This is a genomic window from Candidatus Poribacteria bacterium, assembly GCA_009839745.1.
Lineage (GTDB): Bacteria > Poribacteria > WGA-4E > WGA-4E > WGA-3G > WGA-3G.
In genome coordinates, this window is record VXPE01000036.1 from 106,829 (window position 1) to 132,126 (window position 25,298).

The window sequence follows — 25,298 nt, forward strand, 5'->3', positions numbered from 1 at the left end:
AGTTAGTATAATGAAAGAAAAACTTATAAAAATCGGGTTTTTAGAGCCCAAAAGTAATTTTTTTGTCATTGAAATTGGTGGTTACCAAATTTCCATCATATACAATTTAGGAAAGCCAGAAAATTCCAAAATTGACTACGGATCGAAAATTAAGGTTTGGCAAAAGACCACTTCAAATCTGACTAAAGATGAAAATTTGGTTGTTCTCGAATGTGTAGTCAGGCTTTTACAAAAAGGCTATAGACCTGAATCCATTGAATTGGAGAGGACATGGAGATCCGGTCATGGCACAAGTGGACGCCTTGATATCTTCATTAAGGATGGAGAACCAGATGTCTTCGCGATGATCGAGTGCAAAACATGGGGTGAGGAGTATGAAAAGGAACGAAACAATCTTCTTGAAGATGGAGGTCAACTTTTCACTTATCTCGTTCAGGAACGGTCTACTAAGTTTCTTATCCTCTACACGTCTTTAATCTCAGAGAAAGTTGAGTGTCAATCCGAATGTATTGATTTAACAACTGTAAAAGGTAGCAACAATGAGGAGCTGCATAAATCGTGGAACAAAACATTCGTAACTGGCGGTATATTTGAGGCTGAAGCATCGTCTTACAACATTCAGCGTGTTGAACTCAAAAAATCAGATCTCAAAGAATTGGATGAAAACAGCGGGAAAGGACTATTCCATAGTTTTGCTGAGATTCTCAGGCGACATGCGATCTCGGACAAGTCCAATGCTTTTAATAAAATTTTCAACCTGTTTGTTTGCAAAATTTATGATGAGGATACTCACCACCTTAACGAGATACTGGATTTTCAATGGAAGCCAAATGATAATTATGAATCCCTTATCAAACGGCTTTCATACCTTTACCAGCATGGAATTAGGGACTATCTTGGAATGTCTGTAGAAGAGGAATATTTTTCTCCTTATTCTGAATTCGCGTTTATGGATATTTATAACAAACAGTCTTATACCGCTAATTTTACCATCATCCGAGAGATTGTTGAATTACTACAGAGATACCAAATTAAGTACACTCAGAAACACCAATTTCTTGGTGATTTTTTTGAGGATTTACTAAACTCTGGAATTAAGCAAGAAGCAGGGCAATTTTTTACCCCTACTCCGCTGGCAAGATTTTTTATACGTGCAATTCCAATAAAACAATTGGTTGAAAAGGCAATAGACAGCAAATATCAGGAGATTATTCCGTATGTGATTGATTTTGCATGTGGAGCTGGACATTTTCTAACTGAGTCCATAGATGAAATTGAAGGAGTTCTAAAACAAGTAGATTACAGGCATTTAATCGGGCGAGCACAGAAGCATTTTCTAGCAATACGAGATAATTTCTATTGGGCTAAAGATTATATTTATGGCATTGAAAAAGATTATCGTCTCGCTAAAACCACAAAAATAGCACTTTTCTTGAATGGCGATGGTGATGCCATAATCGCGAATGCCGACGGTCTTGGTTCTTTCCAGAGAGAACCAAATTTTCAGGGACAATTGAAGAAAGAGCAGCCGGGACAGCTATTAGGGAACTTTGATATACTTGTTTCTAATCCTCCATTTTCAATCTCAGGCTTCAAAAAGGATTTGCAAAATGAGAAGGACTTCGCACTCGCTGAGAAGGTAACTTCCAAAAGCTCTGAAATAGAATGCTTATTTTTAGAGCGAGCATTTCAACTTTTAAAGGATGATGGTTATTTAGGGATTATACTCCCCTTGAGCATTTTGAACAATGAAAGCAGTGTTTATATTAGTACTCGTAGAATATTGTTTTTGTGCTTTGAAGTTGTCGCTGTTGTGGAATTACGTGATAAGACCTTCAAACCTACTAACACTACGACAACAGCACTTTTTGCCCAAAAGCGAAATATGGGGACAATTACCAACTCTATTAAAGCACTCAGAAATCTAAGCCAAATAAAGGCAAATGAGGAACTAGCAGACATTTCTTTAAAAACACAAATTCCGGCTGAACACATCCAAGAATCCATTACGAATGACGCTTCCATACTTGAAACTATGACATCCGAATTCACTACAAATGGATTGTTAAAGATTTCAAGTTTAACCTATAGGGTACTTCTCCAGATGGTTGAACAAAATAGGAACGTCTATCTAGGATACGCAGGAGAGAAAAAAGACCAAGAAAATTTTCTAGGATATAGATTTTCAAAGTCTAGAGGACAGGAGGACATTGACATTCTCAAGACAGGCTCCGGAGAAATAGCGACAAAATTATTTAGTTTACAAGGCGAAGAAGATAAAAGTAAAATAGATTACTACATTCGGAATGCTTTTCTTGGTAAAGAACCAGAAATTGACGAATCTATTGCTTCAAATCTCACGCGAGTGACTCTTTTGGAGGCAATTAGCAAATCAGCAACTCTGGTTATGGATAATCCATCTAAATTCTTTTCCTCGCGTCATCTTTCTGTAAAATCAAATTCACCCTTCGGTGATTTTATTGATAACTATGAGCAATTAGAAATTTCTCTATCCAGGTTGAGAAAAAGTGGTGATTTATTCTACACTACAGGACTGACCTATAGTAAGCAATCTGAAGAAGTTCCTTATCAAACTCAGAATCGCGTTCTTACCGCAAGCAATCTATCGCTTGAAAAAGCGAGGATTGACTTAAACGAAAAACTCTTATATCTTAGAGACGAATTTACAATGCCAGGTGAGTTACTGCCTCGCTCAGGAGATATTATCATTTCCAACGCTAGTGGAAGCCTAAAACACTTAGGTAAAGTAGTATGGGTTGACGAAAATTTGGATGGTTATGTTGTTGGCGGATTTCTTGGAATCTTTAGGTTTCTTGATAACACGCTTGCAAAAGCAGTGTTTTATAGACTTCTTTCAGAGAAATTCCGAGCATTTGTTGCGGGGCTTAAAGGTCAAAATATAAACAACCTTGATATTGACAAAATAGATGATTTTGGTCTCACAGTTCCTCGGCCCCTTGATGAGTTTGTCAAAGACGCTTTAAAGCGAGAAAAAGAATTAGAAAAGATAAACAAGACGCTAACGCAAATTAAAAATTAAACGCCACACTTATATCTGGCTGATCATTTGAGGGAAGTGATGAAAAAGACTGTCCCTTTTTTGTTGCACGCCAGACCGTTTCATGCTATCCTATTCTCTAAGGAGATAGTGGTATGCATCACCCCACAGATACCCATCGCACAGCGAAAGATTTATCGCCTGAAGAGTTAGCGGAATACAGCCGGCGGCTCGATCAGCATCTTCAAAATCGGAAGGTGGATGAGGCATTGCTGCATCGGGCATGGCACACCGTGCACCGGATTGCGTCAATGCTTTATGAAGACTTTGAGGCAACACAGGTTGCCGTTTTCGGTTCGCTTGCTGAACCAGAGGCGTTCTCGAAATGGTCGGATCTTGATATTGCTGTTTGGGGAATTCCCAATGACAAATATTTTCGGGCATCATCAATAGCATCGGACATCAGCGGATTGTTTAAGGTTGACTTAGTCGATTTTGAAAGTTGTAAAGGGCTGTTTCGCGAGAGAATTCAGAGTCAACTAATTCTTATTCAAAAAGGAGAAACCTACGAAGTGGACAGAAGTGAACTCATCCAACGTATCTCCGACGAACGCAGTAAAATAGAAGGAACTCTAAAAAAGATTGAGGAAAGATTAGAAAAAATAAAAAAAGCCCCTGTTGAATACAGAGAAGAGATAGAAACGACAATTGCCAAAAATCTCGTTGACTGCTACAGAGGAATGGAAAACATTTTTAGACGAATTGCCCTTGACGTTGACTTACGCATACCTGACGGAAGTAGATGGCATAAAGAATTACTAACGCAGATGACAGAACCGCAAGCGGAACGGAGACCACCTGTGATTTCCCAAGAAACTTTTGAGATTTTGGAGGAACTTTTAGAATTTCGCCATGTCTTCAATAACATCTATGGAGAAGAACTGGTTTACGAAAGAACAGAGAAAAACGCAAGACAGATTGACAAATTGTTTGGCAATCTTTCCAGAGAACTGGATACGTTCATCGCTTATTTAGAGAAAAATGAAAATGACTGAACAGACCCTACTCCAACAAATCACGGACTTCTGTCGCTTGCTCCGACAGATGGGCATCAATGTGACGACGACCAACCAACTGAGTTGGTGTGAGAGCGTTCAACTGATCGACATCGGTGAGCGGGAGGTGTTTTATCATACAGCACGGACGAACCTTATCGCTGGAGAATCCGATCGGGAGACGTTTGATACTGCTTTCAATCTGTTTTGGCGATATCCACGTCCTGAGTTTCAAGCGGTGGAGATGGAGGAGCAGACCCCTGAACCCTCTGCGCTCCAAGATCTCTCCGATGCAGGCGATGAGCAGGACATCGTGGAGCAGTGGTTGGATACCGAAGCAGAGGAGAGTGAGGAAGGAGAGGAAGACGATCCGGTCGCTTATAGTGCCGAGGATCTCCTGAGTCGGAAAGATTTTAGCGAGTTCACAAAAGAAGATATGGAGCAAGCCCGAGAGATCGTCGCGAAACTGGCGGCAGTGTTGGCGACAAAACTCAGTCGCCGAAAGGTTGTCGGTAAAAAGGGGAAAATAATTGATTTCCGACGCAGTTGGCGACAAAGTCTCGTTCATGGCGGCGAACCGCTTGAATTGATCCGGAAACAGCAGAAGATTAAGAAAACGAAGATTCTACTTCTCTGTGATGTAAGCGGTTCGATGGATTGTTACGCCAAGTTTCTTATCCAATTCATCTACGGGATGCAGCAGGAGTTGAGAGAAGTGGATGTCGCAGTCTTTAGCACACATCTGACAGACATCACTGGACTCCTCCGACGGAAAGGATTAGCGGAGGGTTTGAACGAGGTCTCGAATGTTGTGCCGGACTGGTCAGGCGGAACGAAGATTGGGGAAAGTCTGCTGGAGTTCTATCGACAATTTGCGCCGTCTTTCTCGGCATACCGTTCAGTCGTTATCCTCATCAGCGATGGCTGGGATCGCGGCGATGTAGATGTGTTGCGCCGTTCTATGGAGATGATCCATCGGCATGCTTACCGGTTAATCTGGCTCAATCCGTTACTCGGTAGCGACGGTTATCAGCCGATTTGTCGAGGTATCCGCACAGCATTGCCATACGTGGATTATTTCCTTCCAGCACACAATTTGGAGAGCTTGGCACAATTGACAAGGATATTGATTCCGCTCTGGGCACGATGAAGGGTACCTATAAATTTAAAAAATAAGATAAGGAATTTTAACTATGCAAGTTCAGGCGGCGGTGATGCTCCAACCGGGGCAGATAGAAATCCGAGAATTTGAGAAACCGTCACCCGCAGATGACGCACTCCTCTTACAAGTGGACAGAGTCGGCATTTGTGGCAGTGATAAACACATGTATCTTGGGCATACTGCCCTACAATTTCCTGTCATTCCGGGACATGAAGTCGTTGGCACGGTTGCTGAGATCGGTAAAAATGCGAATCAGGTTATGAACGTGATGGGGGGTCCCATCAAAGCCGGTGATCGTGTGACTGTGGTGCCTGGTTCAAAGAACTGTGGCAGATGTTACTACTGCTTGCATGTTCCGGGTCGTCCGACATTGTGTACTGGACGCACTATTTATGGATTTAGCAATAGCGAAACACCACCGTATCTGAATGGCGAATTCGCCGAGTATACCTATATTCACGGCAATTCTTGGGTGTATAAAATGCCGGAAAGCGTCCCGGAGGAGATTCGCGTGTTGACCGAGCCGGTAGCAGTTGCGACACGTGCCGTTGAACGGGCGTGTGCCCCCGGTTTACCACAAGTCGGAGATGGATACAGCATCGGGAATCGGGTTGCGGTTCTCGGATGTGGACCGATCGGTCTCCTCGTCATCGCTGTGTTAAGAGATAGCGGTGCTGGCACCATCATCGCTACTGACCTCGTTGAGAGTCGATTGGATATGGCGAAACAGATGGGTGCGGATGTAGTCATCAATGTCGGAGATACAACACCTGAAGAACGGGTCGAACAGATTCAGGACCTCACAAACGGTGTCGGCGCAGACATCGCCATTGAATGTGCAGGTATACCCGCGGTTTTCTCCGAGGCATTGGACGTCGTGCGACGCGGCGGAAAGGTCATCGAAGTTGGACATTACACCGATTCGGGAGATATACGGGTCCGCCCCCATCAGATTTGCAACAAAGATTTAGACGTTTGCGGTGTATGGGCATATCCGCAGATTCAGTTCCAAACGGCGTTGGATTTCCTTCAGATAACGCGCGCCCCACTGCATGAATTGATAACGCATCACCTACCGTTGCACCAATTGGAAAAAGGTATTGACATGCTCGGGCAAGAAGGGGTTTACAAAGTTGTAATTGAACCGCAGTTGTAATAGCAAAACAGTTGTCAGTAACAAGAGGTTTTGGTTATATCAGATATCTCTTTTAACTGATAACTGACAACCGACAACCATTAAAAAATGAAACACTACAGAAACCTGCTCATCTTGATTTGTTGTTGTCTGTCGTTGAACTATTTTTGGGGCATTAAAGACGGATCTGCCGCGGATAGCGATAGTCCCCTTTCCGATGAACTGTTAGTAGAGGGACCGCCTCTCTTCAAGACCATAGAGGATGCGAAAACCTACATCGCGCAGCATCAGAATAAAGACGGCGGCTGGCCCCTCATCCCTGGTGAAGATAGCAATGTGGAGAGTACCGCGTTCGCGGTTTGGGCATTGATCGATGCGGGATGGGGCACTGGATCACAGGTCATCCGAACCGGGGTGCAGTACCTCAGAAATATGCAGTTGGATAATGGGGGTTGGAACAACAACACCGCACATACGACGTTCGCGCTTATCGCCTTAGCAGCGGCAGAGACCGATCCTGAAGTCCGTTTTAATGGGCTCCGCTGGTTAAAAAAAGCGCAGAACCGCAGTGGGGCATGGGGAAAAAAAGAACGGAGTCCTGACAACGTTCTTTACACTGCCGCTGTATTAGCTGGACTGCGGGAACTTGGCTTTAAACAAAACTTTGAACCGATCTCTAAAGGCGCAGATTGGCTGGCGGAAGGCATTAATTTCGATGGCGGCTGGGCATTAGAACGTGGGGGCAGGTCTGACGTTTTCATAACATCCTGGGTGGTTCAAGGCTTAGAAACTGTTTACGATATCGATGTCCAAATTGCCTGGTTGAAGCAGTTCCAGAACAGTGATGGTGGATTCGGGAGATATAAGAACAGTCGAAGCGATCCAGAAATCACAGCGATTGCGGTTATGGCACTCGCTGCTGGAAACGATCCCCTCAACACGCGTCGGGTGGCTATCAACTATTTAACAAATGTGCGGCAGGCGGATGGCAGTTTCGTCAGCAATACACCGATGGAACTGTCGGAACCGACTGCCAATTTACAGTCAACCTGTTTCGTTCTTATCGCTATCCATGCCAAGACACCAGATGAACTTAACTTACAGTGAGCGATAAATCACTATGGGCGGAGAGACAGCGCGCTTACCTCCGCTCATCAGCCCCAATGCCCTGCCTTGCCAATGCCCCCGGCATAATATAGTGTTCACCTTTGGTTACCTGAGCGACCTGCCGTTGGAAATTATCTCCGATGGAGTTGCTTCGCATGGAGGTAACCCCGCCGATGACGTAAACCCGAGCAAACGCACCTCGACATACTGAAATTGCTTTGCCTGCGGTATATCCTTTTTCTGCTCGTTTGCTTGTTGGTTCATCAGTGACGATGATGAGGACGAGATCACGCCCTTCTTCGGTGCGAAGTTTTGGCACGCCTTCAATAACAGCATCCAATAGATGCTCATCGCCATTTTTTGGGAGGCGAAATAGTGATTTTACTTGCTCAGGTTCCAATGGCGGTTTGGTCACAACAATCGTGCTTTCCCCGCCGCCGACTGCCGCCCAAAACCGGATAATCCCAAATCGGTAATCTAATCCGGCTGTGTTGAACACGGAAACCATGAGATCCAAACCATCACATGCCGGATCCGTCTTGGTTTGCATACTCAGACTGTAATCGAAAACGAACACAACGTCCACTTTACCGGGGTTACTCGCAACCAGATTCTCGGCAATCCGTTTAAACAAGCCATCGATCCTGAGGAGGGCTTTGTCTGCGATTGTCCCACCGCTCCGAATGCGCTGTCCGTCCATCCGTCGTTGTTTTGAATCAATTGGGTACCACATACCGTTGGTTTCATCCGTAAGTTCCGCTTGAACCCTTTCGCTCATACCGATACAGTTGAGTTGGACCCCATTTCTGCGACACAGGTCGATAATCTGTTGGCTAATTTTACTTTTCGCCTTCGCTTCTGTCCATGAAGTGCGTAGCCGAGCGTTGGTCACCACAACGAACTGTGTTATTGCGTCTTCTCGGAACTCTAACTCGTTCAAGCCTTTTACCACAGCGTCGAGTCCATACCCAGATTCAATGTTGTTTCCGGATTCGACTCGCATATCCCGGAATGCATTTTCAATATTGAGATAGTCGAATGTCCATTGATGGAAATTGACGCGTGGTTCTTCGTATACGGAATGAAAATTCACCAACGCGAATCTGTAGTCCATCGTTTTCGTCTCTATAACGGTGAGCATGTCAACGAACCTCTTTTCAAGGTCGGCGAGATGTCCCAACATCTGTCTGCTACCGTCAACGACGAATACGACATCCACACTCGGGTTTTGAGCGTGCTGCGTTGCGCGTTTTGCGATGTCCTTGAGGCTTGCGCCTATATCTGCTTTGAGCACATCTTTTTCTTTTTTCGCCCCCGGATCTACCAGAATCCTGTGTTTCCGTCGAGGCGGACGAATCTGTGCCGATGCTTGCAATGTGCATAGCAACAGCCCCACTACAAGCAAGCAGCATATCCAGCCTTTTTGGTGCTGCTTGGAAACTAAACCTTGCTTAACAAAAGTCATACGATCTCCGATTAAAATTCAAGTAGAAGCTGCGGCACAATTGTCGCACTGCGTCCGGGTTTTCCGATGTTGTTCATTTGGTAAACAATCCGTGCCAATGCACCTTCTGTAAAATGCCACGTCAAAGCTCCACCGAGTGTTGTCCAAGTTTGGGCATCATCCGTCCGGTTGAAATTGAATGTTCTATACTTCTCGATGTCTGGGTTCCATACATCATATTTTAACCGAACATCCACGGTTTCTGTCAAGGGAATTTCTGCGTGTAGATAATAACCCTCCACCGCCCTCGTGCGATTGCTTGACGTTATCGGTGTTTCAGCGTATTTCGAGAGATGCATGTCTATTCCGCGTACCCATTCAGCAGCGAGATCAAATCGCCAAATCTTGAAACTCGTTACGAGCCCAACTCTGCGTTTGTAGAATAAGGTGGACGGATCCACATCACCGTTATTCGGATTGAAAGGATAACTATTGCCATCGAAATAGGAGCCCCCAAGCCAGATCCTCTTACCTAAGAGCGACAGCGTTCCATTGACATGTAGAAATATAGGTGGACTGTTGTTTTGGATGGGTTTCAAAACACCGCCACCACTGCCGTGTGGACCAATTCGGATACCAGACGTTACAGTACCATCCGTAACGGTACGGAGCGAATCCGGTCCATCTGCGAGTGATAACACGTAAGCAACGGGTCCAACATATCCATTCAACTGTAGCCCGCGATCAGAAATGAAACCGATATTTTTTCGGACTAAATTATACAACGGATTTGCGGCAGCATCCGACTTTGTATCAATGCCGAAAGTGTGTCGAAAGCGTCCCACTTTCAAAGACGCACCCTTCGGTAAAACTGGAAGCCCTGTGAGAATGGCGTAGACAAACCCATGGTCATCTGCGACCTGTGTGCCAAGAGGAGAGGTTGTCAGGAGTTGCTCCCCTAAGATCCCCACATGGTCGCCTATATTTGTTGTCAGGACGAACTCTGCGACGTGGATGAGTGTCGTACCCGTCCCCCAATTGTTTCTATCAGGCAGTAAATCGCTTCCGGGAGTGATTCGCCGAATATCCAATGCGCCACCAAAGACGAGATTCCCGAACGCGTCGTTAAAAAATCCAGAAGTATCTGTTTCTTGGGTTTCATCTGTCTCGTCAAAACTAAATATATTTTCATCATCTTCCATGAGTGCATCATCTGTTTCGGCGTTTTCTTTTAGAGGCTCGACATTTTCAGGTGTACTCGCTGGGTCACCAGGATAGGACCGGGCAATGATCTCAGCGATGTTACTAAATCCATCTTTATCGGAATCTTCCTGCGCGATTCTGATGAACGTTGACGGATTCATCCCATTATGTAAAAACGCTCTGCCGTAAGGATTCGGCGCATCGCCGCCTTTCCTTGACGCATGGCAGACATTACATCCACTCGCCCATCTATATTCGCCACGGAACATCTTGTAAAAGGCAGGTAGTGCAAACGCGGAATTCTCAGCGATCAAGGCACAAAAAAGGACTGTTAAGCAGAAAAGTAAAATTTTACGCATGATAAATTCCCTCTAAAAGGGGATGTAGGACGGAATCGCCGGACAAACCACCCTCAGTTAATATGTATCCAAGTCAATCTCTTCCTCGCTAAACCGGAGGTGTGCCTGATTGACTAAAGTAACAATGGTATCCCATTGCTCACGCGTTTCGTCAGAGATACCTTCTTTTTCAAGTGATTCAGCGAATTTAAGGAGATTTTCGCTAAATGTGTCTTGCAAGTAGCGATACTCCTCGGTTTGATCTGCGTTTTTGGGTGGCTCGAAATTGGAGATCCCCTTCGCATATTTAGCAAGTCGTTTCGCCGCTGCAATGGCTTTCTCCTTGCTCTCTTTTTCATCAAAGTAGTCAACGACAACAAAATAGTCATCTATCATCAACGCCATAAGAGTTTTCAAGTCTTCTGCTTCGGGCATCTCTTCCTCTGGTGCCTCAGGCATGGGCACTTTTGCAACATCAGGTTTCGGTTTCCGTTTCAGGAAGAGCGTATAACTCATTACCAACGTTTTTTTCGGAATCAGAGCAACGGCGTTTGAAGCAGCTTCATGCCCGTCAGCAGCCTCAACATCTTCCCCAACTTTGAAAGCGTTGTCTATGCCCATACCAACGAATTGCTTGAGAAATTCATCTCCGACAATTGCGTCTGATTCTTTGTGTTCATAGACTGCCACTTTTACAACTTTTCCCTTCATGTCAAGTCCGACTGCTCCCTCAATAACACCCAGCGGTCCTTTGGCATCAGCGAAAAACACCAAACCCATAGGCTTCTTTTTCTCACTGATTGGAATATAGAAGATCGGTTTCTGGTCTTCCGCCCGCAGTTTAGCCCCAAGTTCCTTTTCAATGGCGGCTATTTTGTCTGGGGTTAGTACAGCATTGCGCTGGACGAATTTCTTCGCTTCTGGGAAGATAGCCGCTAATTTTTGACCGGGCCACTCGGTTTCATGGGCATTCCCAAGTAGCGGCAGGCTTGCCATAAAAAAAACGAGTACCCATAGGATGCCTTTATGAGGTTGGCAATAGGTTTGGGAAAACATATGTAATCTCCTTTTTTAATTTTACCTTGCGGCGTAATTGAACGGATTCGATATTTGAAGTGCTATCCGCTTGGGTCGCCTGCGTATTTTTGCGATGTAATACATTGTCCCGCAAGTCCACACGTTGTCCTCGGATGCCACACGCGCATCCGTTCTGGCGCTACGGATTTAGTCTCTCGCCAGACTAAATCCAGTCTATTCCCATACTAAATCCGGTATTTCTGCGTATTGTTGCAGGCTTCCTATGAAACTGATCTTAATTCTGGAAAATTGTCCCGCGCCGCTTTACTTTTCAACTTCGACCATGAAACTGGACCATAGAATTTGATCGGCATGCTTCAACTGTCCGAAGATCTGATAAATTCCAACTTCAGGGAACGTTGTCATTAGCATCACAGTGGGACCAAATTTCTCCGGTGTGATGCCATCATGTTGATGATGCCCAGTCATAGCGGACTTTTTCATTTCGTGTCCGGCGTGTGGATCTTTCATCATTTTGCGGGTATCCTCAGTCCCAGGAACTGTTCCGTGCGTATGCACAACACCATCTAAGCGCGTGCTAACAATAGCGAAATGCATGGGTGCGTCCAGAAATGGAACGAGGTCGGTAAGTGGTTCTCCATCGCGCGAAAAATGGTAAGTAATGTGTACCATCTCGCCGGCTTTAATCCGTTCGGGTGCCTCTATTTTTGCGTAATATGTAGATGAACCCTTTTTATCCATCAGAGAAACGGCTTTCGTATACCGATCGCCGCCTTCGTCAGCATAACCGAAAACGACTTTTTCACGGCGGAAATCCTCTGTCATGTTAGCCAATTTCTCCTCGCCTACGACATCTACATATACGTATTTCGCGAATTCGGCCCCCATTGTCATCACATCAACAGCGAGAATGTATCTTCCTGCCGCAGGAAATGTGAAGTGAACCGTATACCGTCCCTTTAATTCAGCCATGATGTCGCGAGATTCAAAATCTTCAGGGTGAATATGCCCAATACTCTGTAGATTCTCGCTGACGACGAGCACATGCAGCACACGAGCGTGATGCACCAAAAGATCGCTAACGGGTTCATCTTTCGCATCGGTGAGATGGAAGGTCAGCACTGCAGACCTTTCCGCTTGAACGGTTTGCGGTTCCGTATGAAGTGCGACATTGAGAGATGCGGTGTTATGCATTTCATGAGCGTCGTGCGTCTGATGTTCTTGTGTATAACCTACCTGAACAAAAAACAGCATACCGACCCCTATCGCCATTGTGCAATACAGATAGGCACCCTTCGTCATAGGACGAAAAATCGAAGAAAACGTAAAATTCTGGGATTGCATCGTTGTTCCTCCGTAAAATTAAAATGAATAGGTCGTGGCTAAAGAGACCAAATTTCCAAATTCAATTGCGTCGCCGCCATCGTAAAGCGTTTCTTGCGTCAGTGGAAACATGAAATTCGCAGACACGGAGATGCCGTTTAGCGTTACCACGGACATCCCCAGCGCTGCCATGGTATAATGCAGTCCGGTGTTGATGTCACGCTCCCCAGCCCACGCGGCAGAGGATTGATAAAATCCGAGATAGTTCGCGTTAAATGAAAACCAATCGGAAAGGCGATACATAAAGCCAGCTGTGTAAGTTAACTCTACTGAACCTCGATACGTCTTGCTGTTCTCATAGAACGGAAACGTTCCGCGTGTAGAAGCCATAATCGTCAGACCTCGGTAGAGCGGTAAACTGTATTGCAAGTTGGCAATTGGGTTGAAGGTACCGGTCCCGAACTGGATATGGAGATGTTCAATGCCCGCATCTCCGAGTTTCCAAGGATCTTCCTCGGTTTTGCCAACCGGAAGTGTGCTGCCCAACCGCGCAAACAGTAGGTCATCCGTTCTAAAGAGTCCGCGGATTTTATAACCCAAAAACAGATCTGAATCCGTAAGTCCGGCGTAGGTTTCATCTCTATGATGGATATCCCGACTCCGCAAGATCGCTTCCCTATCTTCAGGACTTACTGGATCAATCCACTCAATACTTGCGTCCTGGTTCTTGACTGCATACGGAATGTTTGCTTGTAGCGTCCACTGATCGTTCAGCAAGTACTGGACTCCAACATCCATTCGGTAAGTGCTCAACCCTACATGGTGTCTATGTAAAGGGGTATCAACTACTTTTCCTGTTGGTGAAAGTCCCCTTGATTCAAGATGTCCACCCTGTGCGTCAGGGGACACTAACATATTGATATTTACTCGAAACTGATCTATCTCTTGTGAAGCCAAACTGACTTCATTCATCAGACCGCTGGGCGGTAAGACGGGATTACTTCAAGCGGGACAACTTTCTTGTGCGAACCCGAAAGAGATAAATACCGAAGTGAACAACAGCGTGCATAAAAACAGACGGATTTTCATAATTTTAATTTTCTCTCTATGAAAAATAGTGTAACGCGGCGAGACATGAAACCTCGCGCCACAGGTTTATTAACAAGTTCTTCTGGCAAACCTTTATAAAAAGGAAGCCCAAGAAAACGCTATGAAAAAAGTAATGGGATTAAGGAATAGAGGCGTGCTTAAGCGTCTTTTGTGGAACTCACTTAGCACTGGGTAAACGGAGGACCCCTATGGGATAGAGGGTGGTCAGGGAAAAACGTGGAGGTTAAAGGCACGGGGGAATTTTTGAATGATTCCCACGGTGTAACAGGTAAAGTTACTGAGATAGGAAGAATTGAGACGAGAGACTGCTCAAGCGACTCACGGGATTCATGCGGGTTGTATCTATCGTCTGGAAAAACAAGTTCTAAATCTTTTGAGCAGCACGGATCACCGCTCTCTGATGGAGCATCGGCATCACCCGCTGTGTCTGTTTTGGTGATTTGGCAGCAGGTTGATTGAGTATTGGTATCTCCACTCAGGACTTCCGGAAGCACGGTGTGACAGGATTTTTGCTCTAAAGTCGCACATAGAAACGGACACACCGAATAGATATACAAGAGTCCTACGAGTAGAATGAGAGTGTGCCGATGTTTTGCTAACACTGTTCAAATAACTCCGCTGTTTTCGTCAGAAAGTGGAAATCGAATAAAATCCTTTAGGATATTATACACCAAAATCTAAAAAAGTTGCAAAAAAAATCTGAATCGCGGATTGACGCGGATTTTTAGGGACTTCTGTGTATCAAGTGCCGTTTTTGAGTATCGCGTCTCGTATCCGCTGATGCCTATGGAGTCCTCAAAAAAAATTTGTGACAAAAATTTTCTTTTTTGCTATAATATATTTGACGTGAACGCAAGGCTTTGAAAGCATCTTTGCTAATAAAGAGTTGTTCACGTTAGGGCAGCTGCCTAATTCATTAGGCGCGCCGGAGATACCGCAAATATCTCCGACGCTTTAGCACTGCCATAGTACTGGTATGACAGCGCTGGTTTCTATTATATCACAACATACCCTTTGCATGTGAGATTAATGGAAACCAGCACCCTATAGGGAAGGTGGTTTCCGAATACCTTTCTATTCCCTCTCGACGCGCCTCTCCGCGCGCTCACCCCTATAGTCCTGTCATTTTCTTATATTTAGAGAAAAGGGTATGCCTTTCTCTCATGTTGCAGCCTGCCAGAGGACTATGAACATTCGATTTGCACCCAACACGCTCTATTACGGCGATTGCCTTGATATTATGGCGGACTTTGAGGACAGGTGTATCGACCTGATCTGCCTTGACCCGCCGTTCAACTCCAACGAGAAATACAACAAAGTTTTCAAGGATTAGCGAACGTCTCGGCTACCCTACCCAAAAGCCGCTCACACTTTACGAACGCATCATCAAAGCCTCATCTAATCCCGGCGATCTCGTGCTGGACCTGTTCGCGGGGTGTGGCACGACGATAGAAGCTGCCGCGAAAAACGGAAGGGATGTGATCGGTATAGACATCCTCCCCTTCGCACTCCGTTTGATAAACCGCTACCGCCTCGCACCCAACGGTATAACGCAGCTTCCAAGCCAAGGTGTGCCTGTTGATATGGACACTGCCCGTCAGCTCGCCAGAACTGCTCCATTCAAGTTCCAAGACTGGACGATCTCACTCATAGACGGCTTGGCATCCAACCCACAAAAAGTTGGCGATGATGGGATTGACGGGTTCGGGGTGTTCTTTAACACACCAGATAACATGGAGCGCAAAGCGATTCTCGTTCAAGTGACAGGTGCCGCCGGTTCGCAGGCGGAGTGCAAGATATTACCGCTCCCCATCCTACGAGCACGAGCAAGAGCACAGTTGAAAAGTTATATGAGTGCTACAAACACGCGGTATGGGGTGCTCGCTGTTGGCACGGATCCCCGGCATTGGGAGTTCTGCGAGAATAAATACAACAATTGGTTTGCTGAAATCAATAGGGAAAATTTTGAATGGGGCATTGAGAATTGGGAACCTGTATCGGCAGCGGCTTTAACCACAGACGCACAAGCAAAGCATAGAACTTCGCACTGGTGGAAACGGACTGCCCTGTTTTTAGGTGTTTTGTTTGTTGTTAGCTTCGCGTCACTTTTGTTGCTGTGGCCGGATCCGCCAGAGCCAATTGTTTATATCACGCGGACAGGCAAAAAATATCATACCTACGCTTGCGAGTTCTTGGTGGAGCGCGGTGTGGAAAAATTTGCGATTTATTTCGATGAAGCCGAAAAGAATTATGACCCTTGTGGGATTTGCAACCCGCATAGAACAGCAAAGTCCAGGTAAAAATTCAGAGATGGTTCGTGATCGGGTCTACGTTTTTTTAATTTCTCTTGAAAAAAAGCCCAAAAACCGCTATACTATCTATATCCCGTATCCTGAAAAAACCTGTAACAAATTCTCAGACACGGAGGAAAATATTATGGCGTATATTAAAATTCCGAAGGGATGGGAGATCCCTGAAAATCAAGCGACATCTGAGTCGGATTATACGAATCGCAGAAAATTCATCAAAGACTTGGGGATAGCAGGCGCGGGTGCGTTGCTCTTTTCGAGTTCAAATGCGTGCGCCCAGAATAAAGGGGTCGAAAAGCAGTTAGAACCTTTCCGTGCGCAAAAACTTGATGCTGAAAATAATGCGAACTTCACTGTAACTCGACAAATAACCGATGAAATTATTGCTGCTACTTACAACAATTACTATGAATTTACCAATAGAAAAGACATTGTTTGGAAGAAGGTGGATAAATTCAGAACACGCCCTTGGGAAGTTGAAATATCGGGATTGGTCGAAAAGCCGATGACCCTGGATGTGGACGATTTAATCAAGCAGATGCCGCTTGAAGAGCGTATCTACCGATTCCGGTGTGTTGAAGCCTGGGCGATGGTGGTGCCTTGGATCGGCTTTCCAATGAAAGCACTGCTTGACAAAGTTCAACCGAAGGCTGAAGCCAAATACGTTCGGATGCTCACATTTTTGGATGCCGACATGGCACCGGAACAAAATGATCTCCGTATGCCGTGGCCCTACTTTGAAGGATTAACGCTCGCCGAGGCAATGAACGATTTGACGCTACTCACTGTCGGCATCTATGGGCATATCATGCCGCCGCAGCACGGTGCACCCATTCGGCTGATCGTGCCTTGGAAATATGGATTTAAAAGTATCAAATCCATTGTGAGTATTGAGTTGACTGATCAGAAGCCGCGGACTTTTTGGAATACGCTCGCCCCGAGGGAATATGACTTTGACGCAAATGTCAACCCCAATGTGCCGCATCCTCGCTGGTCGCAAGCCCGCGAACGGATGATTGGCACGAACGAAAGACACCCAACGAAGATTTACAATGGCTATGGCAGTTATGTCGCGCACCTCTATTAAGGCACGTTTTTCAAAACGGCTGAAGACAAAGCAGGTTGTTTTTATCTTATTGCTGGTTCCTATGCTTTCGTTCGCTGCTACGTGGCAATCCGTGGAGAGTTCGCACTTCCGAGTCTACTACCAAAAGGGGACAGCGGATCCAGTGTCAATTCTTCAGGTTGCGGAGGATTTTTACGCTGAATTGCCGCAGTTGACCAGCCGCATGGCACCGGGAATGATTGACATCTGGGTCTGCGACACACAAAAGGAGTTTCAAAATTCGGTTCACGCGCCGATTCAGGATTGGGCGGTTGGATGCGCCTTTCCATTGAGTCGGCGTATCGTTATCCAAAACCCGAAGCATATTGCCCTTGCGAAGTTACAGTTGGTGCAAGTTTTGCGTCACGAGATTGCACATGTTCTTTTCGGACAGTGTACCCGCAGAGCCGTCAAGGAAATCCCACTCTGGTTCATAGAAGGTATCGCAATTTATTTCGCTGAGGAGTGGGTGCCGAGTCGCCACGAAACATTGCTAAAACATATTTTTTCAAAATCTATTATACCGCTTCAAGAACTGGAGCGGGGTTTTCCACGAACGCAAGCCGGGGCGGATTTGGCGTATGCTGAAAGTCAGGATACCGTCCGTTGGTTGGTCGAAGTCAAAGGGCGGGATGTGCTGTTTTCGCTCATCGAGGAACTCCACGCTGGCAGCAATTTTAACACTGCTTTTGAAACTGTCGTTGGATGGGATCTTGCCACTTATGATATGCTTTGGCGTGAATCGTTGACGGAACGTTATCACTGGGCATCTCTGTTTTCTAATTCCTATGTCCTGTGGGGGGGGTTCGGTGGACTTGGCCTTATCGGTTATCTCGTCTGCTGGCATCGGAGACGCCGGCACTTGAATAGACTCGCGCAGCAAGAAGACACCATAGACCCATTCTTTAGATTTTAATTTTACTTTTTAATTTTACCTTGCGGTTCGGTCGGGCGGGTTTGGAGATTACGGACTATGCTATTATGAACATTTCACTTATTGCCCTCACACTCTGCTTTATCTGTTTCACTTCCGTTGCGACCGCTCAACCCAAACGCCTCGCGCAGTATCCTAACCAACTGACGCGCGATGGACACATCGTTGTTCTCCCGGATCACGGCACTCTCTATATTGTTTCCGATCTACATGCGCATTGGGACGATTTTAACCAATGGCTCCAACTCACGAGACTGGTGGAACGCATTCAAGCGGATGAAGATGTTTACGGATTGATACTCGGTGATGCGGTTGATTATAAGCCCGATGAACCGAGACACCCCCCGTATGGGGATACACTTATCATTGACCGGGTTATGGAACTCCATAGACAACTCGGCGATAAGGGTAAAAGGATTATCTATCTTCGAGGAAATCACGAATTCGCTGCTGCAGATGCTTACGCAATGCTCAAAAGACAAGGGATGACAGTAGAGAATCGGAAACATTTTATTCGCACTTTATACGAAAGTCCTCTCGGCACCTACTATGAGCAGTTCAATTTTATCGAAAGAATGACGGACGCACACTACGAATTTCTGATGAATCTCCCGACGGTGGTCGTCGGCAAAAACGGCTTCGTTGGTATCCATGCGGGTCCCGCGCGTTTTGTCACAAACCTTGCTGATCTGATAAATCCGAACCCCAAAACCCTTGAGGAACTCCTTTGGCATCGTCCAGAGATTACTTATAGTGGTGGATACACCTTGACGCACATTAAAAATTTCCTTGAAGCCATCCATGGGAATATCCTTGTTGTCGGGCACACCCCGATCCACTATTTTCCAAGGCGGAATGTCAGAGATGGTATCGCGACGTTCGGTGAAAGCCAACTCATTTTTTCCACAGGCTACAGCGGTCGACCCGGAATTCCTGCGTATATTGAAATTGATTTAGCAGAGACGTATCCGTCTGTAGATGTGCTGAAGTTAGGTAAAAATATCCATCACCTCTATAGCGGCACCCGAAAGCCAAAATCTGACTGAACGGATATTTTCGTCAGAAAGACACTCACCATGCGACCACTCCTTTATATCATGATTCCAGTGTTGATCCTTACGATTATTCTCGCCGCCCGTTTTGTAACATGGGATGCAATAAAGGGTGCAAACCCACAGGCGCAAGCAGAGGTGCGGGAGGGGACAGCATCGTTGCGGACCTGGAAGATTCCACACGCAATAGCGGCGTTCACACGCGCTATTGAGACGGAACCTAAATATGCTGAAGCTTACGTGAAACGCGGACTGGCATATTATCGTGCGGGACAGTATAAAGCAGCCATCTCGGATTACACCCGAACGTTAGACCTGAATCGGTATCACGCCGATGCGTTCGCAAGTCGTGGCGATGCGTATCGAGCGTTAGGCGACATGCAACAGGCTATTACAGATTACTCAGCCTCACTAAAAAAAAGGTGGAACGCCCGTGTTATGCAAAGGCGGGCACATACCTATTTTGAACAGGGAACTATTGCGGGCGCGTTCGCCGACTACAACACTGTCATTAAACGGCAACCGAGTGCAGCGGCTTACTACGCCCGTGGTAATGCCTATCTACGGCTTTCCACCGAAAGTGACGAAGATCGTTTAAGACTCGCCTTGGCAGATTTGAATCAGGCTATCGGTTTGGAACAGCGTTTCTCGGGTGCGTATATCCATCGAGCGCAGGTGCATGCCCGCTTGGGAGAACAGGTATCGGCAAACGCTGATTATAGGAACGCTGTAGACCTTTTCACCGAAACAATTCGCACATGGCAGGGTGAACCGAACGCGCTGACACAAGTTTACCTCTGGCGTGCCTTCGCGCACCAAAAATTAGGCGAAGTCGATAAGGCAGAGATAGATGTCCAAGAAACGTATGAACGCATTTTTAGTTTTTTCTTGAAAAAAGTAAGAAATTGTGATATACTATAAGGGTGGAGTCAGGGTGAAATTTTAGCATTCTGCCTGATCTTCCCTTTTTTTGCCCGCGGATTCGCGATCAGAAAATAACTGCGACTGTCCGACTCACACGTTGAAACTTGATTTTATTCTTGAATTAATTTCCAATAGGAGGCGATTAGAATTAATATGACCGGAGAGGCATTGGGTTTAGTTGAAACGAGAGGCTTAGTTGGGAGCATTGAAGCTGCCGATGCTATGGTGAAAGCGGCAAATGTTCATCTTATTGGTTATCAGCAAATTGGTGCTGGCTACGTGACTGTCATGGTTCGTGGTGATGTTGGTGCTGTGAAAGCTGCAACGGATGTTGGGGCCGAGGCTGCGGCGCGCGTCGGTGAAGTAGTTTCAGTTCATGTGATTCCACGACCGCACGCTGAAGTCGAAACTATGTTGCCAAAATCTTAAATTTGGGAGTTCGCGGATTCATTGGACGTGCCTTGTTCTATGGCGTTCAGTATATCCTAACCAAGAAGGCAGAACATAGATGCCAGACCGTGCCCTTGTTGAGTTGATTACCCAGCGTGTTGTTAATAGACTCACGACAGACCAAGCCTGTAGCGGTTGCGCTTTGCGGACCTGCGATGCAGGCAACCGTGCTTGTGATGTCGTCGCACAACAGCAGCAAATTCCGGTTGGCGTTTCAGCACGACATGCCCATGTAACGCAGGAGCATCTTGAGATTCTATACGGTGCTGGACACCAACTGACTGTCTACGCTCCCCTCTATCAACCCGAAGCTTTCGCCGCCAATGAGACGCTAACGATCGTTGGGAAACGGATGCGTGCTATTGAAGCGGTTCGGATTCTTGGTCCCGTGCGAGATTACTCCCAAGTTGAAGTTGCTCAAACGGAAGCAATCCGGCTCGGATTAAATCCGCCTATTCGAGACTCAGGGGACCTTGCCGGTGCCGATCCGATTACCCTCATTGGTCCCGCAGGAAGCATTTATTTGGAGGAAGGGGCAATTTGTGCGACGCGGCACATCCATATGACCCCCGGAGATGCGAACGCACTCGGGATTCACGAGAACGACCTTTTAAAAGTGCATTTCCGTGGCGAGCGTGCGCTAACCTTTGAAAACGTCCGTCCCAAAATTCATGAAGATTATGTACTTCAGATGCACTTAGATACCGACGATGCCAATGCAGCAGGTTTAAAAGGCGGTGAACCCGTTGAAATCGTGCGCGATGTCGGTTGAGGCGTATAGAATTCCCAATATTTTGAGGCAGTATGAATCAGGAGCTGATTGACCAGATTCGGAGAATTGTGGAGAGGGTCCTGCAAGAGCAAACATCAGGCTCTACGCAAACCACACACGAAAAACGACTGCTCGCTATTTTTAGCGCAACACAGCTTGCGTTGGATGAACCCATCCAGCAACTTCAGACGTGCCAACAACATGGATGGGAAATTACAATAATTCTGTCCGATCTTGCAACCAAAGTTGCAAACCTCGAACCGATTTATGCCGCATTTGGTGAAGATAACGTTTTGCAAGAGAATGCTCTCAGCGATATAATAACTTTTGCGGAAACGTATCCACAAATTGTGCTCCCTGTCTTCTCATATCCGATGGCTGCGAAACTTGCGTTAAGGTTAGTGGACACGCCGTGTACCTATCTGGTGTTTGAAGCCCTCTCTAAGGGGAAAAAGGTTATCGCAGCCGCTGACGCACTTCATCAGAATGAAGTTTCCGTAAAAATAGGTACTATTTTCAGTAGACTTGAAGACGATTATGTAAACGCTTTGTCCGAATTAGGCGTTCAATTGGTACCAACGACCCAAATCGCCGAGTCGGTCGTAGAGAGCGTGAGTGGTTCGCGTGTTGCTGTGGAAAAAACTTTAATTAGCGCAACGACTATTTTAAATCTGGATGCGAATGTGCGAGAATTAGTTTATTCAAACCCAGCGATTATCACACCACTTGCCCGTGAGCAGGCGAAAAAAAGAGGTATTGAACTGATACCTAAAAATTGAGAAGACGTTGATTAACGCTTGACAATTCTTAAGGAAAATTGTATCATTTTTATGACAATTTGATTAAGATCGCCTAACTTTAGATACTCACGCGTCACCGCACTCGGTGGGTAGTAGAAGCCTATTGACAATGCCAAATCAAGGACATGAACATAGGAGGAGGATTCTCATGAAGACCCGTATTTCTATTTTAAGCGCAGTCTGCCTCATCAGTTGCTTTGCAATTGCTGGGTTGTTAGTGCCTGCCGTTGCGGATTACGATTATTACGCGGATCGATTGAGTCGAGAGCACCGCGTTGCAAATGATGTCGATGAATGGATAGAACGTGGGAATGCAACAATTACTGCGAGTCCGCGTTTTGAAGATGGCGTTCGACTCACGGCTTGGGCAAACGCTGCCGAGAACGCAAATAATTATGAATTCGCGATCGCCAGTGCGGTATACCTCTTTGAAATCCCAACAGGGACACAGTATATTGAAATTTTGGTGCGGTATCGAGGGGAACCCCATCGCCTGGAGATTGAAGACTACGAAGAACCGATCGCCGGACGCGTTTGGATTCGTAATATCCAACGCGAGGCGACGCGTCGCGGCTATCATGACGAGAATGCTAAAGAGACACGCTACGGGGACACCTTCGTCCTACGCGCAAAAAATCGTTCTGAATTAATTAAGATTCCTGCGGCGGGTCACGTCAAAAATGGCTGGATGGAACTGCATATCGTCGCAGAGGGTGGCGAACAGGTTGACGTAGAGCATCTTGAAGTATCTACGTATCGGAGACAACCGAAGGTTAAAGTGATTCAGCGGTATACACCGACCTATCGTTGGCGTCCGTGGCACCGTTACACCTACCTCTATTTTTACGATGGTCCCATCTATTACGCGACGGACTACGACTACTATCTCCGATGGAGCTATCCGATCTACGATCACCACTATCTCTCAATCCGTTCGTATTATGGTGGGTATCTTGGACGTTACCGTAGGTATCATTCAGGTGCGTACTACCGCGGTTATTCACCGTATTATGGTTCTTACCATGGTCACTATGGTCGCTATCGTGGAACACCGAAGGTCTATCAGCGACGGACGCGTTTAAATCGGTGGAGTGCAGAGCATGAAACAGCGCGTCGGCAGTACAGTCGTAGCCGATTGACTGCGACCAGTCGTCAAGGTGAGCGGACAACAGTTAGGAGAAACATCCGCACCACGCTTGAAAACCATCGGAGGCAGACACCCGCGACAACGGAACGGATGGCGCGCCAATCAATTATTTTGGAGAAACAGCGCTCGCGTGCCTCTGCCCCAACACTCCAGCGGAGCAGTGTCCGGCGAAGCACATACTCTGGTGCACTTAGCAAGCAGCGACGTTATACGGGTGGAACAGCACAGGGTGTGAGCAGCTATAGAAGTTCCGTAGAGAGGCAGCGAACGACACCGCTTTATAGACGTTCGACCTCTTCTTCAACCCGGTCATTCTCATCTGGGACGAGTAATGATTCGCGTTCAAAGTATAGGAGTTCAACGTCAAGTTCAAGTTCGACGCGCTCACGTTCAAGTGTAAGCCGTTCAACTGAGAGGTCTCGTATCAGTCGTTCAAGTTCGACATCAAGTTCGAGTTCGACGCGCTCACGTTCAAGTGTAAGCCGTTCATCTTCTTCTTCCACAAAGTCTCGGACCCGCCCGACAACATCAAGTTCGAGCTCATCGCGTAGTAGCTCCAGCAATAGAAATGATGACGATGACAACCGGAGTCGGACAACGGAACGGACGAAACGGAGACGTTAATACGTTTATTAGAGGTATCACAGGCTTTGCGCGGCTTTTTAGGTGCGTAAAGCCTTCATATTCAGATGCGATTTTTGCTAATTACATCCCTACTGTTGTTGAGCCTCCACGCCAGTTTCGCACAGGAAGCTGAAAACGGTTCATACACCGAACAACAATCCCCTGAAGTGGTGGAAGAGGAGGAACTCGTTTCACCGATTGGGGCTATGATACGCTCTGCCATACTCCCGGGATGGGGACAATTTTATAGCCGTGGTTACATCCGCGGTAGCCTCACTGTTCTTGGAATAAGCGGTTCTGTTGTCGGTGCCTTGTTGGCGCAGCAATCCTTTATGAATCGTTACAATGCCTACGCCGAGTACGCCAGTTTGTACCCTAATGACGATCAAGGTGTGTTTGCGAAGTATGAATTTGCGAATCAACGTTACAAACTGCGGACGTTTTTTATGTATACGGGTATCGGTATCTGGGTTTACAGTCTTATCGATTCTTATGTTGGTGCCAATTTTTACAATGCGACTACATTAATTCAATCTATTGAGCAGGATGCACAGGATATTGAAAAATTGGGGATTGAGGTCGGGGCAACCCCATCACGTCTTTATTTGGGTATTGTTAAAACCTTTTAAAATTAAGGAGGGTACTTAACTATGTTCAGGATTTTTGCCAAAGGGATTGGCGTACTCATCTTACTCATAGGTTTTATGGGGTGTGGGGACGCTGACAAGGTCGGTCAGGTGCCGCCTGAAGAACTCCTTCAAATCAATAAAATCTTAGATCAATGGCGGCAAGGTTACGAAACGGAAGATGTCAACTCTTACATTACCACTTTTTGGGAAGAGGGTTTCCTGTATGTCTCTGATATGGGAACAGACGGGGACAAAACAGATGATTTAGAGTTTGATGACATTCGACAGGAACGGGATGCCGCGACTCGGGTCTTTGAGAAGTTTCAGGATATTGAGATAGAACTCTCTGTTCCACCAGAGATTACTATGAATCAGGATGGCAACCAAGCGGAAGTCCGGAATCACTATAGAATCCAACTTTTCATATCCGATGGTCATTCGCTTGAGGGTGGATTTAGTGGTGTATATGCTGAAGGTGATAACCTTTTTATCTTTGAAAAGCGAAACAATGAATGGCGTATAGTTGAATGGCATGACGAAGCCTTTAACGAAGAAGAAATTCGTATTGCCAACAATCTATAGGTTTGAGAATAGGAGGGGCAATTTCCAGCCCAAACC

Annotated in this window: 21 protein-coding genes; 16 read left to right on the plus strand and 5 right to left on the minus strand. The window is 46.2% G+C overall.

Annotated features, from left to right (window positions below):
- The first annotated feature begins 10 nt into the window (after nucleotides 1-10).
- From F4X88_05405 to F4X88_05425, 5 genes are all read left to right on the plus strand, one after another.
- Complete coding sequence (locus tag F4X88_05405; protein ID MYA55711.1) at nucleotides 11-3,061, plus strand: N-6 DNA methylase; 3,051 nt, start codon at nucleotides 11-13, stop codon at nucleotides 3,059-3,061.
- Between the two features lie 113 nt (nucleotides 3,062-3,174).
- Nucleotides 3,175-4,074 carry a hypothetical protein gene (locus F4X88_05410; GenBank protein ID MYA55712.1) on the plus strand — a complete coding sequence of 300 codons (900 nt, stop codon included), beginning with the start codon at nucleotides 3,175-3,177 and terminating at the stop codon, nucleotides 4,072-4,074.
- The gene (locus F4X88_05415) at nucleotides 4,061-5,224 is read left to right on the plus strand and encodes a VWA domain-containing protein (GenBank protein MYA55713.1); all 1,164 of its coding nucleotides are present in this window, start codon (nucleotides 4,061-4,063) and stop codon (nucleotides 5,222-5,224) included. The genes F4X88_05410 and F4X88_05415 overlap by 14 nt, the downstream gene beginning before the upstream one ends.
- 43 nt (nucleotides 5,225-5,267) lie before the next feature.
- Nucleotides 5,268-6,392, plus strand: coding sequence for a zinc-binding dehydrogenase (locus tag F4X88_05420; protein ID MYA55714.1), 1,125 nt, complete (start codon nucleotides 5,268-5,270; stop codon nucleotides 6,390-6,392).
- Between the two features lie 87 nt (nucleotides 6,393-6,479).
- Complete coding sequence (locus F4X88_05425) at nucleotides 6,480-7,478, plus strand: terpene cyclase/mutase family protein (GenBank protein MYA55715.1); 999 nt, start codon at nucleotides 6,480-6,482, stop codon at nucleotides 7,476-7,478.
- Nucleotides 7,479-7,512: 34 nt separating this feature from the next.
- Here the strand turns inward: F4X88_05425 and F4X88_05430 are convergent, their stop codons facing one another.
- The 5 genes from F4X88_05430 to F4X88_05450 form a co-directional block, all read right to left on the minus strand.
- Nucleotides 7,513-8,943 (minus strand): VWA domain-containing protein, encoded by a 1,431-nt coding sequence (locus F4X88_05430; GenBank protein MYA55716.1) that lies wholly within the window; start codon nucleotides 8,941-8,943, stop codon nucleotides 7,513-7,515.
- A gap of 11 nt (nucleotides 8,944-8,954) precedes the next feature.
- Nucleotides 8,955-10,484, minus strand: coding sequence for a hypothetical protein (locus F4X88_05435; GenBank protein MYA55717.1), 1,530 nt, complete (start codon nucleotides 10,482-10,484; stop codon nucleotides 8,955-8,957).
- Between the two features lie 57 nt (nucleotides 10,485-10,541).
- Nucleotides 10,542-11,519 carry a hypothetical protein gene (locus tag F4X88_05440; protein ID MYA55718.1) on the minus strand — a complete coding sequence of 326 codons (978 nt, stop codon included), beginning with the start codon at nucleotides 11,517-11,519 and terminating at the stop codon, nucleotides 10,542-10,544.
- Nucleotides 11,520-11,804: 285 nt separating this feature from the next.
- Nucleotides 11,805-12,845 (minus strand): hypothetical protein, encoded by a 1,041-nt coding sequence (locus F4X88_05445; protein MYA55719.1) that lies wholly within the window; start codon nucleotides 12,843-12,845, stop codon nucleotides 11,805-11,807.
- Between the two features lie 18 nt (nucleotides 12,846-12,863).
- A complete protein-coding gene (locus tag F4X88_05450) occupies nucleotides 12,864-13,796 on the minus strand; it encodes a hypothetical protein (protein MYA55720.1) in 933 nt (310 codons plus the stop codon).
- A 1,418-nt stretch (nucleotides 13,797-15,214) separates the two neighbouring features.
- Here F4X88_05450 and F4X88_05455 point away from each other — a divergent pair.
- The 11 genes from F4X88_05455 (at nucleotide 15,215) to F4X88_05505 (ending at nucleotide 25,262) form a co-directional block, all read left to right on the plus strand.
- Nucleotides 15,215-16,234 (plus strand): hypothetical protein, encoded by a 1,020-nt coding sequence (locus F4X88_05455; protein ID MYA55721.1) that lies wholly within the window; start codon nucleotides 15,215-15,217, stop codon nucleotides 16,232-16,234.
- Nucleotides 16,235-16,370: 136 nt separating this feature from the next.
- Nucleotides 16,371-17,330 carry a protein-methionine-sulfoxide reductase catalytic subunit MsrP gene (gene msrP / locus F4X88_05460; GenBank protein MYA55722.1) on the plus strand — a complete coding sequence of 320 codons (960 nt, stop codon included), beginning with the start codon at nucleotides 16,371-16,373 and terminating at the stop codon, nucleotides 17,328-17,330.
- Nucleotides 17,296-18,264, plus strand: coding sequence for a hypothetical protein (locus F4X88_05465; GenBank protein MYA55723.1), 969 nt, complete (start codon nucleotides 17,296-17,298; stop codon nucleotides 18,262-18,264). The genes msrP and F4X88_05465 overlap by 35 nt, the downstream gene beginning before the upstream one ends.
- Before the next feature lie 65 nt (nucleotides 18,265-18,329).
- Complete coding sequence (locus F4X88_05470; GenBank protein MYA55724.1) at nucleotides 18,330-19,328, plus strand: hypothetical protein; 999 nt, start codon at nucleotides 18,330-18,332, stop codon at nucleotides 19,326-19,328.
- A gap of 30 nt (nucleotides 19,329-19,358) precedes the next feature.
- Nucleotides 19,359-20,255: a tetratricopeptide repeat protein gene (locus F4X88_05475; protein MYA55725.1), complete on the plus strand. Its 897-nt coding sequence runs from the start codon at nucleotides 19,359-19,361 to the stop codon at nucleotides 20,253-20,255.
- A gap of 156 nt (nucleotides 20,256-20,411) precedes the next feature.
- A complete protein-coding gene (locus F4X88_05480) occupies nucleotides 20,412-20,687 on the plus strand; it encodes a BMC domain-containing protein (protein MYA55726.1) in 276 nt (91 codons plus the stop codon).
- Nucleotides 20,688-20,766: 79 nt separating this feature from the next.
- Nucleotides 20,767-21,480, plus strand: a complete 714-nt coding sequence (gene pduL, locus F4X88_05485) for a phosphate propanoyltransferase (protein ID MYA55727.1) — start codon at nucleotides 20,767-20,769, stop codon at nucleotides 21,478-21,480.
- A gap of 32 nt (nucleotides 21,481-21,512) precedes the next feature.
- On the plus strand, nucleotides 21,513-22,259 hold the full coding sequence (locus tag F4X88_05490) for a hypothetical protein (GenBank protein MYA55728.1): 747 nt from the start codon (nucleotides 21,513-21,515) through the stop codon (nucleotides 22,257-22,259).
- Nucleotides 22,260-22,428: 169 nt separating this feature from the next.
- A complete protein-coding gene (locus F4X88_05495; GenBank protein ID MYA55729.1) occupies nucleotides 22,429-24,051 on the plus strand; it encodes a hypothetical protein in 1,623 nt (540 codons plus the stop codon).
- A 74-nt stretch (nucleotides 24,052-24,125) separates the two neighbouring features.
- Nucleotides 24,126-24,680, plus strand: coding sequence for a hypothetical protein (locus tag F4X88_05500; protein ID MYA55730.1), 555 nt, complete (start codon nucleotides 24,126-24,128; stop codon nucleotides 24,678-24,680).
- Between the two features lie 21 nt (nucleotides 24,681-24,701).
- On the plus strand, nucleotides 24,702-25,262 hold the full coding sequence (locus tag F4X88_05505; protein MYA55731.1) for a hypothetical protein: 561 nt from the start codon (nucleotides 24,702-24,704) through the stop codon (nucleotides 25,260-25,262).
- Nucleotides 25,263-25,298 lie beyond the last annotated feature (36 nt).

Excerpts from the sequence above, each read along its gene's own strand:
- F4X88_05490 (MYA55728.1), top strand. The coding sequence starts at position 21,513 with ATGAATCAGGAGCTGATTGACCAGATTCGGAGAATTGTGGAGAGGGTC.
- F4X88_05470 (MYA55724.1), top strand. The coding sequence starts at position 18,330 with ATGAACATTTCACTTATTGCCCTCACACTCTGCTTTATCTGTTTCACT.
- F4X88_05405 (MYA55711.1), top strand. The coding sequence starts at position 11 with ATGAAAGAAAAACTTATAAAAATCGGGTTTTTAGAGCCCAAAAGTAAT.
- F4X88_05435 (MYA55717.1), bottom strand. The coding sequence starts at position 10,484 with ATGCGTAAAATTTTACTTTTCTGCTTAACAGTCCTTTTTTGTGCCTTG.
- F4X88_05505 (MYA55731.1), top strand. The coding sequence starts at position 24,702 with ATGTTCAGGATTTTTGCCAAAGGGATTGGCGTACTCATCTTACTCATA.
- msrP (MYA55722.1), top strand. The coding sequence starts at position 16,371 with ATGGCGTATATTAAAATTCCGAAGGGATGGGAGATCCCTGAAAATCAA.
- F4X88_05475 (MYA55725.1), top strand. The coding sequence starts at position 19,359 with ATGCGACCACTCCTTTATATCATGATTCCAGTGTTGATCCTTACGATT.
- F4X88_05445 (MYA55719.1), bottom strand. The coding sequence starts at position 12,845 with ATGCAATCCCAGAATTTTACGTTTTCTTCGATTTTTCGTCCTATGACG.
- F4X88_05465 (MYA55723.1), top strand. The coding sequence starts at position 17,296 with ATGGCTATGGCAGTTATGTCGCGCACCTCTATTAAGGCACGTTTTTCA.
- F4X88_05425 (MYA55715.1), top strand. The coding sequence starts at position 6,480 with ATGAAACACTACAGAAACCTGCTCATCTTGATTTGTTGTTGTCTGTCG.
- F4X88_05440 (MYA55718.1), bottom strand. The coding sequence starts at position 11,519 with ATGTTTTCCCAAACCTATTGCCAACCTCATAAAGGCATCCTATGGGTA.
- F4X88_05430 (MYA55716.1), bottom strand. The coding sequence starts at position 8,943 with ATGACTTTTGTTAAGCAAGGTTTAGTTTCCAAGCAGCACCAAAAAGGC.
- pduL (MYA55727.1), top strand. The coding sequence starts at position 20,767 with ATGCCAGACCGTGCCCTTGTTGAGTTGATTACCCAGCGTGTTGTTAAT.
- F4X88_05420 (MYA55714.1), top strand. The coding sequence starts at position 5,268 with ATGCAAGTTCAGGCGGCGGTGATGCTCCAACCGGGGCAGATAGAAATC.
- F4X88_05495 (MYA55729.1), top strand. The coding sequence starts at position 22,429 with ATGAAGACCCGTATTTCTATTTTAAGCGCAGTCTGCCTCATCAGTTGC.
- F4X88_05415 (MYA55713.1), top strand. The coding sequence starts at position 4,061 with ATGAAAATGACTGAACAGACCCTACTCCAACAAATCACGGACTTCTGT.
- F4X88_05410 (MYA55712.1), top strand. The coding sequence starts at position 3,175 with ATGCATCACCCCACAGATACCCATCGCACAGCGAAAGATTTATCGCCT.
- F4X88_05480 (MYA55726.1), top strand. The coding sequence starts at position 20,412 with ATGACCGGAGAGGCATTGGGTTTAGTTGAAACGAGAGGCTTAGTTGGG.
- F4X88_05450 (MYA55720.1), bottom strand. The coding sequence starts at position 13,796 with ATGAATGAAGTCAGTTTGGCTTCACAAGAGATAGATCAGTTTCGAGTA.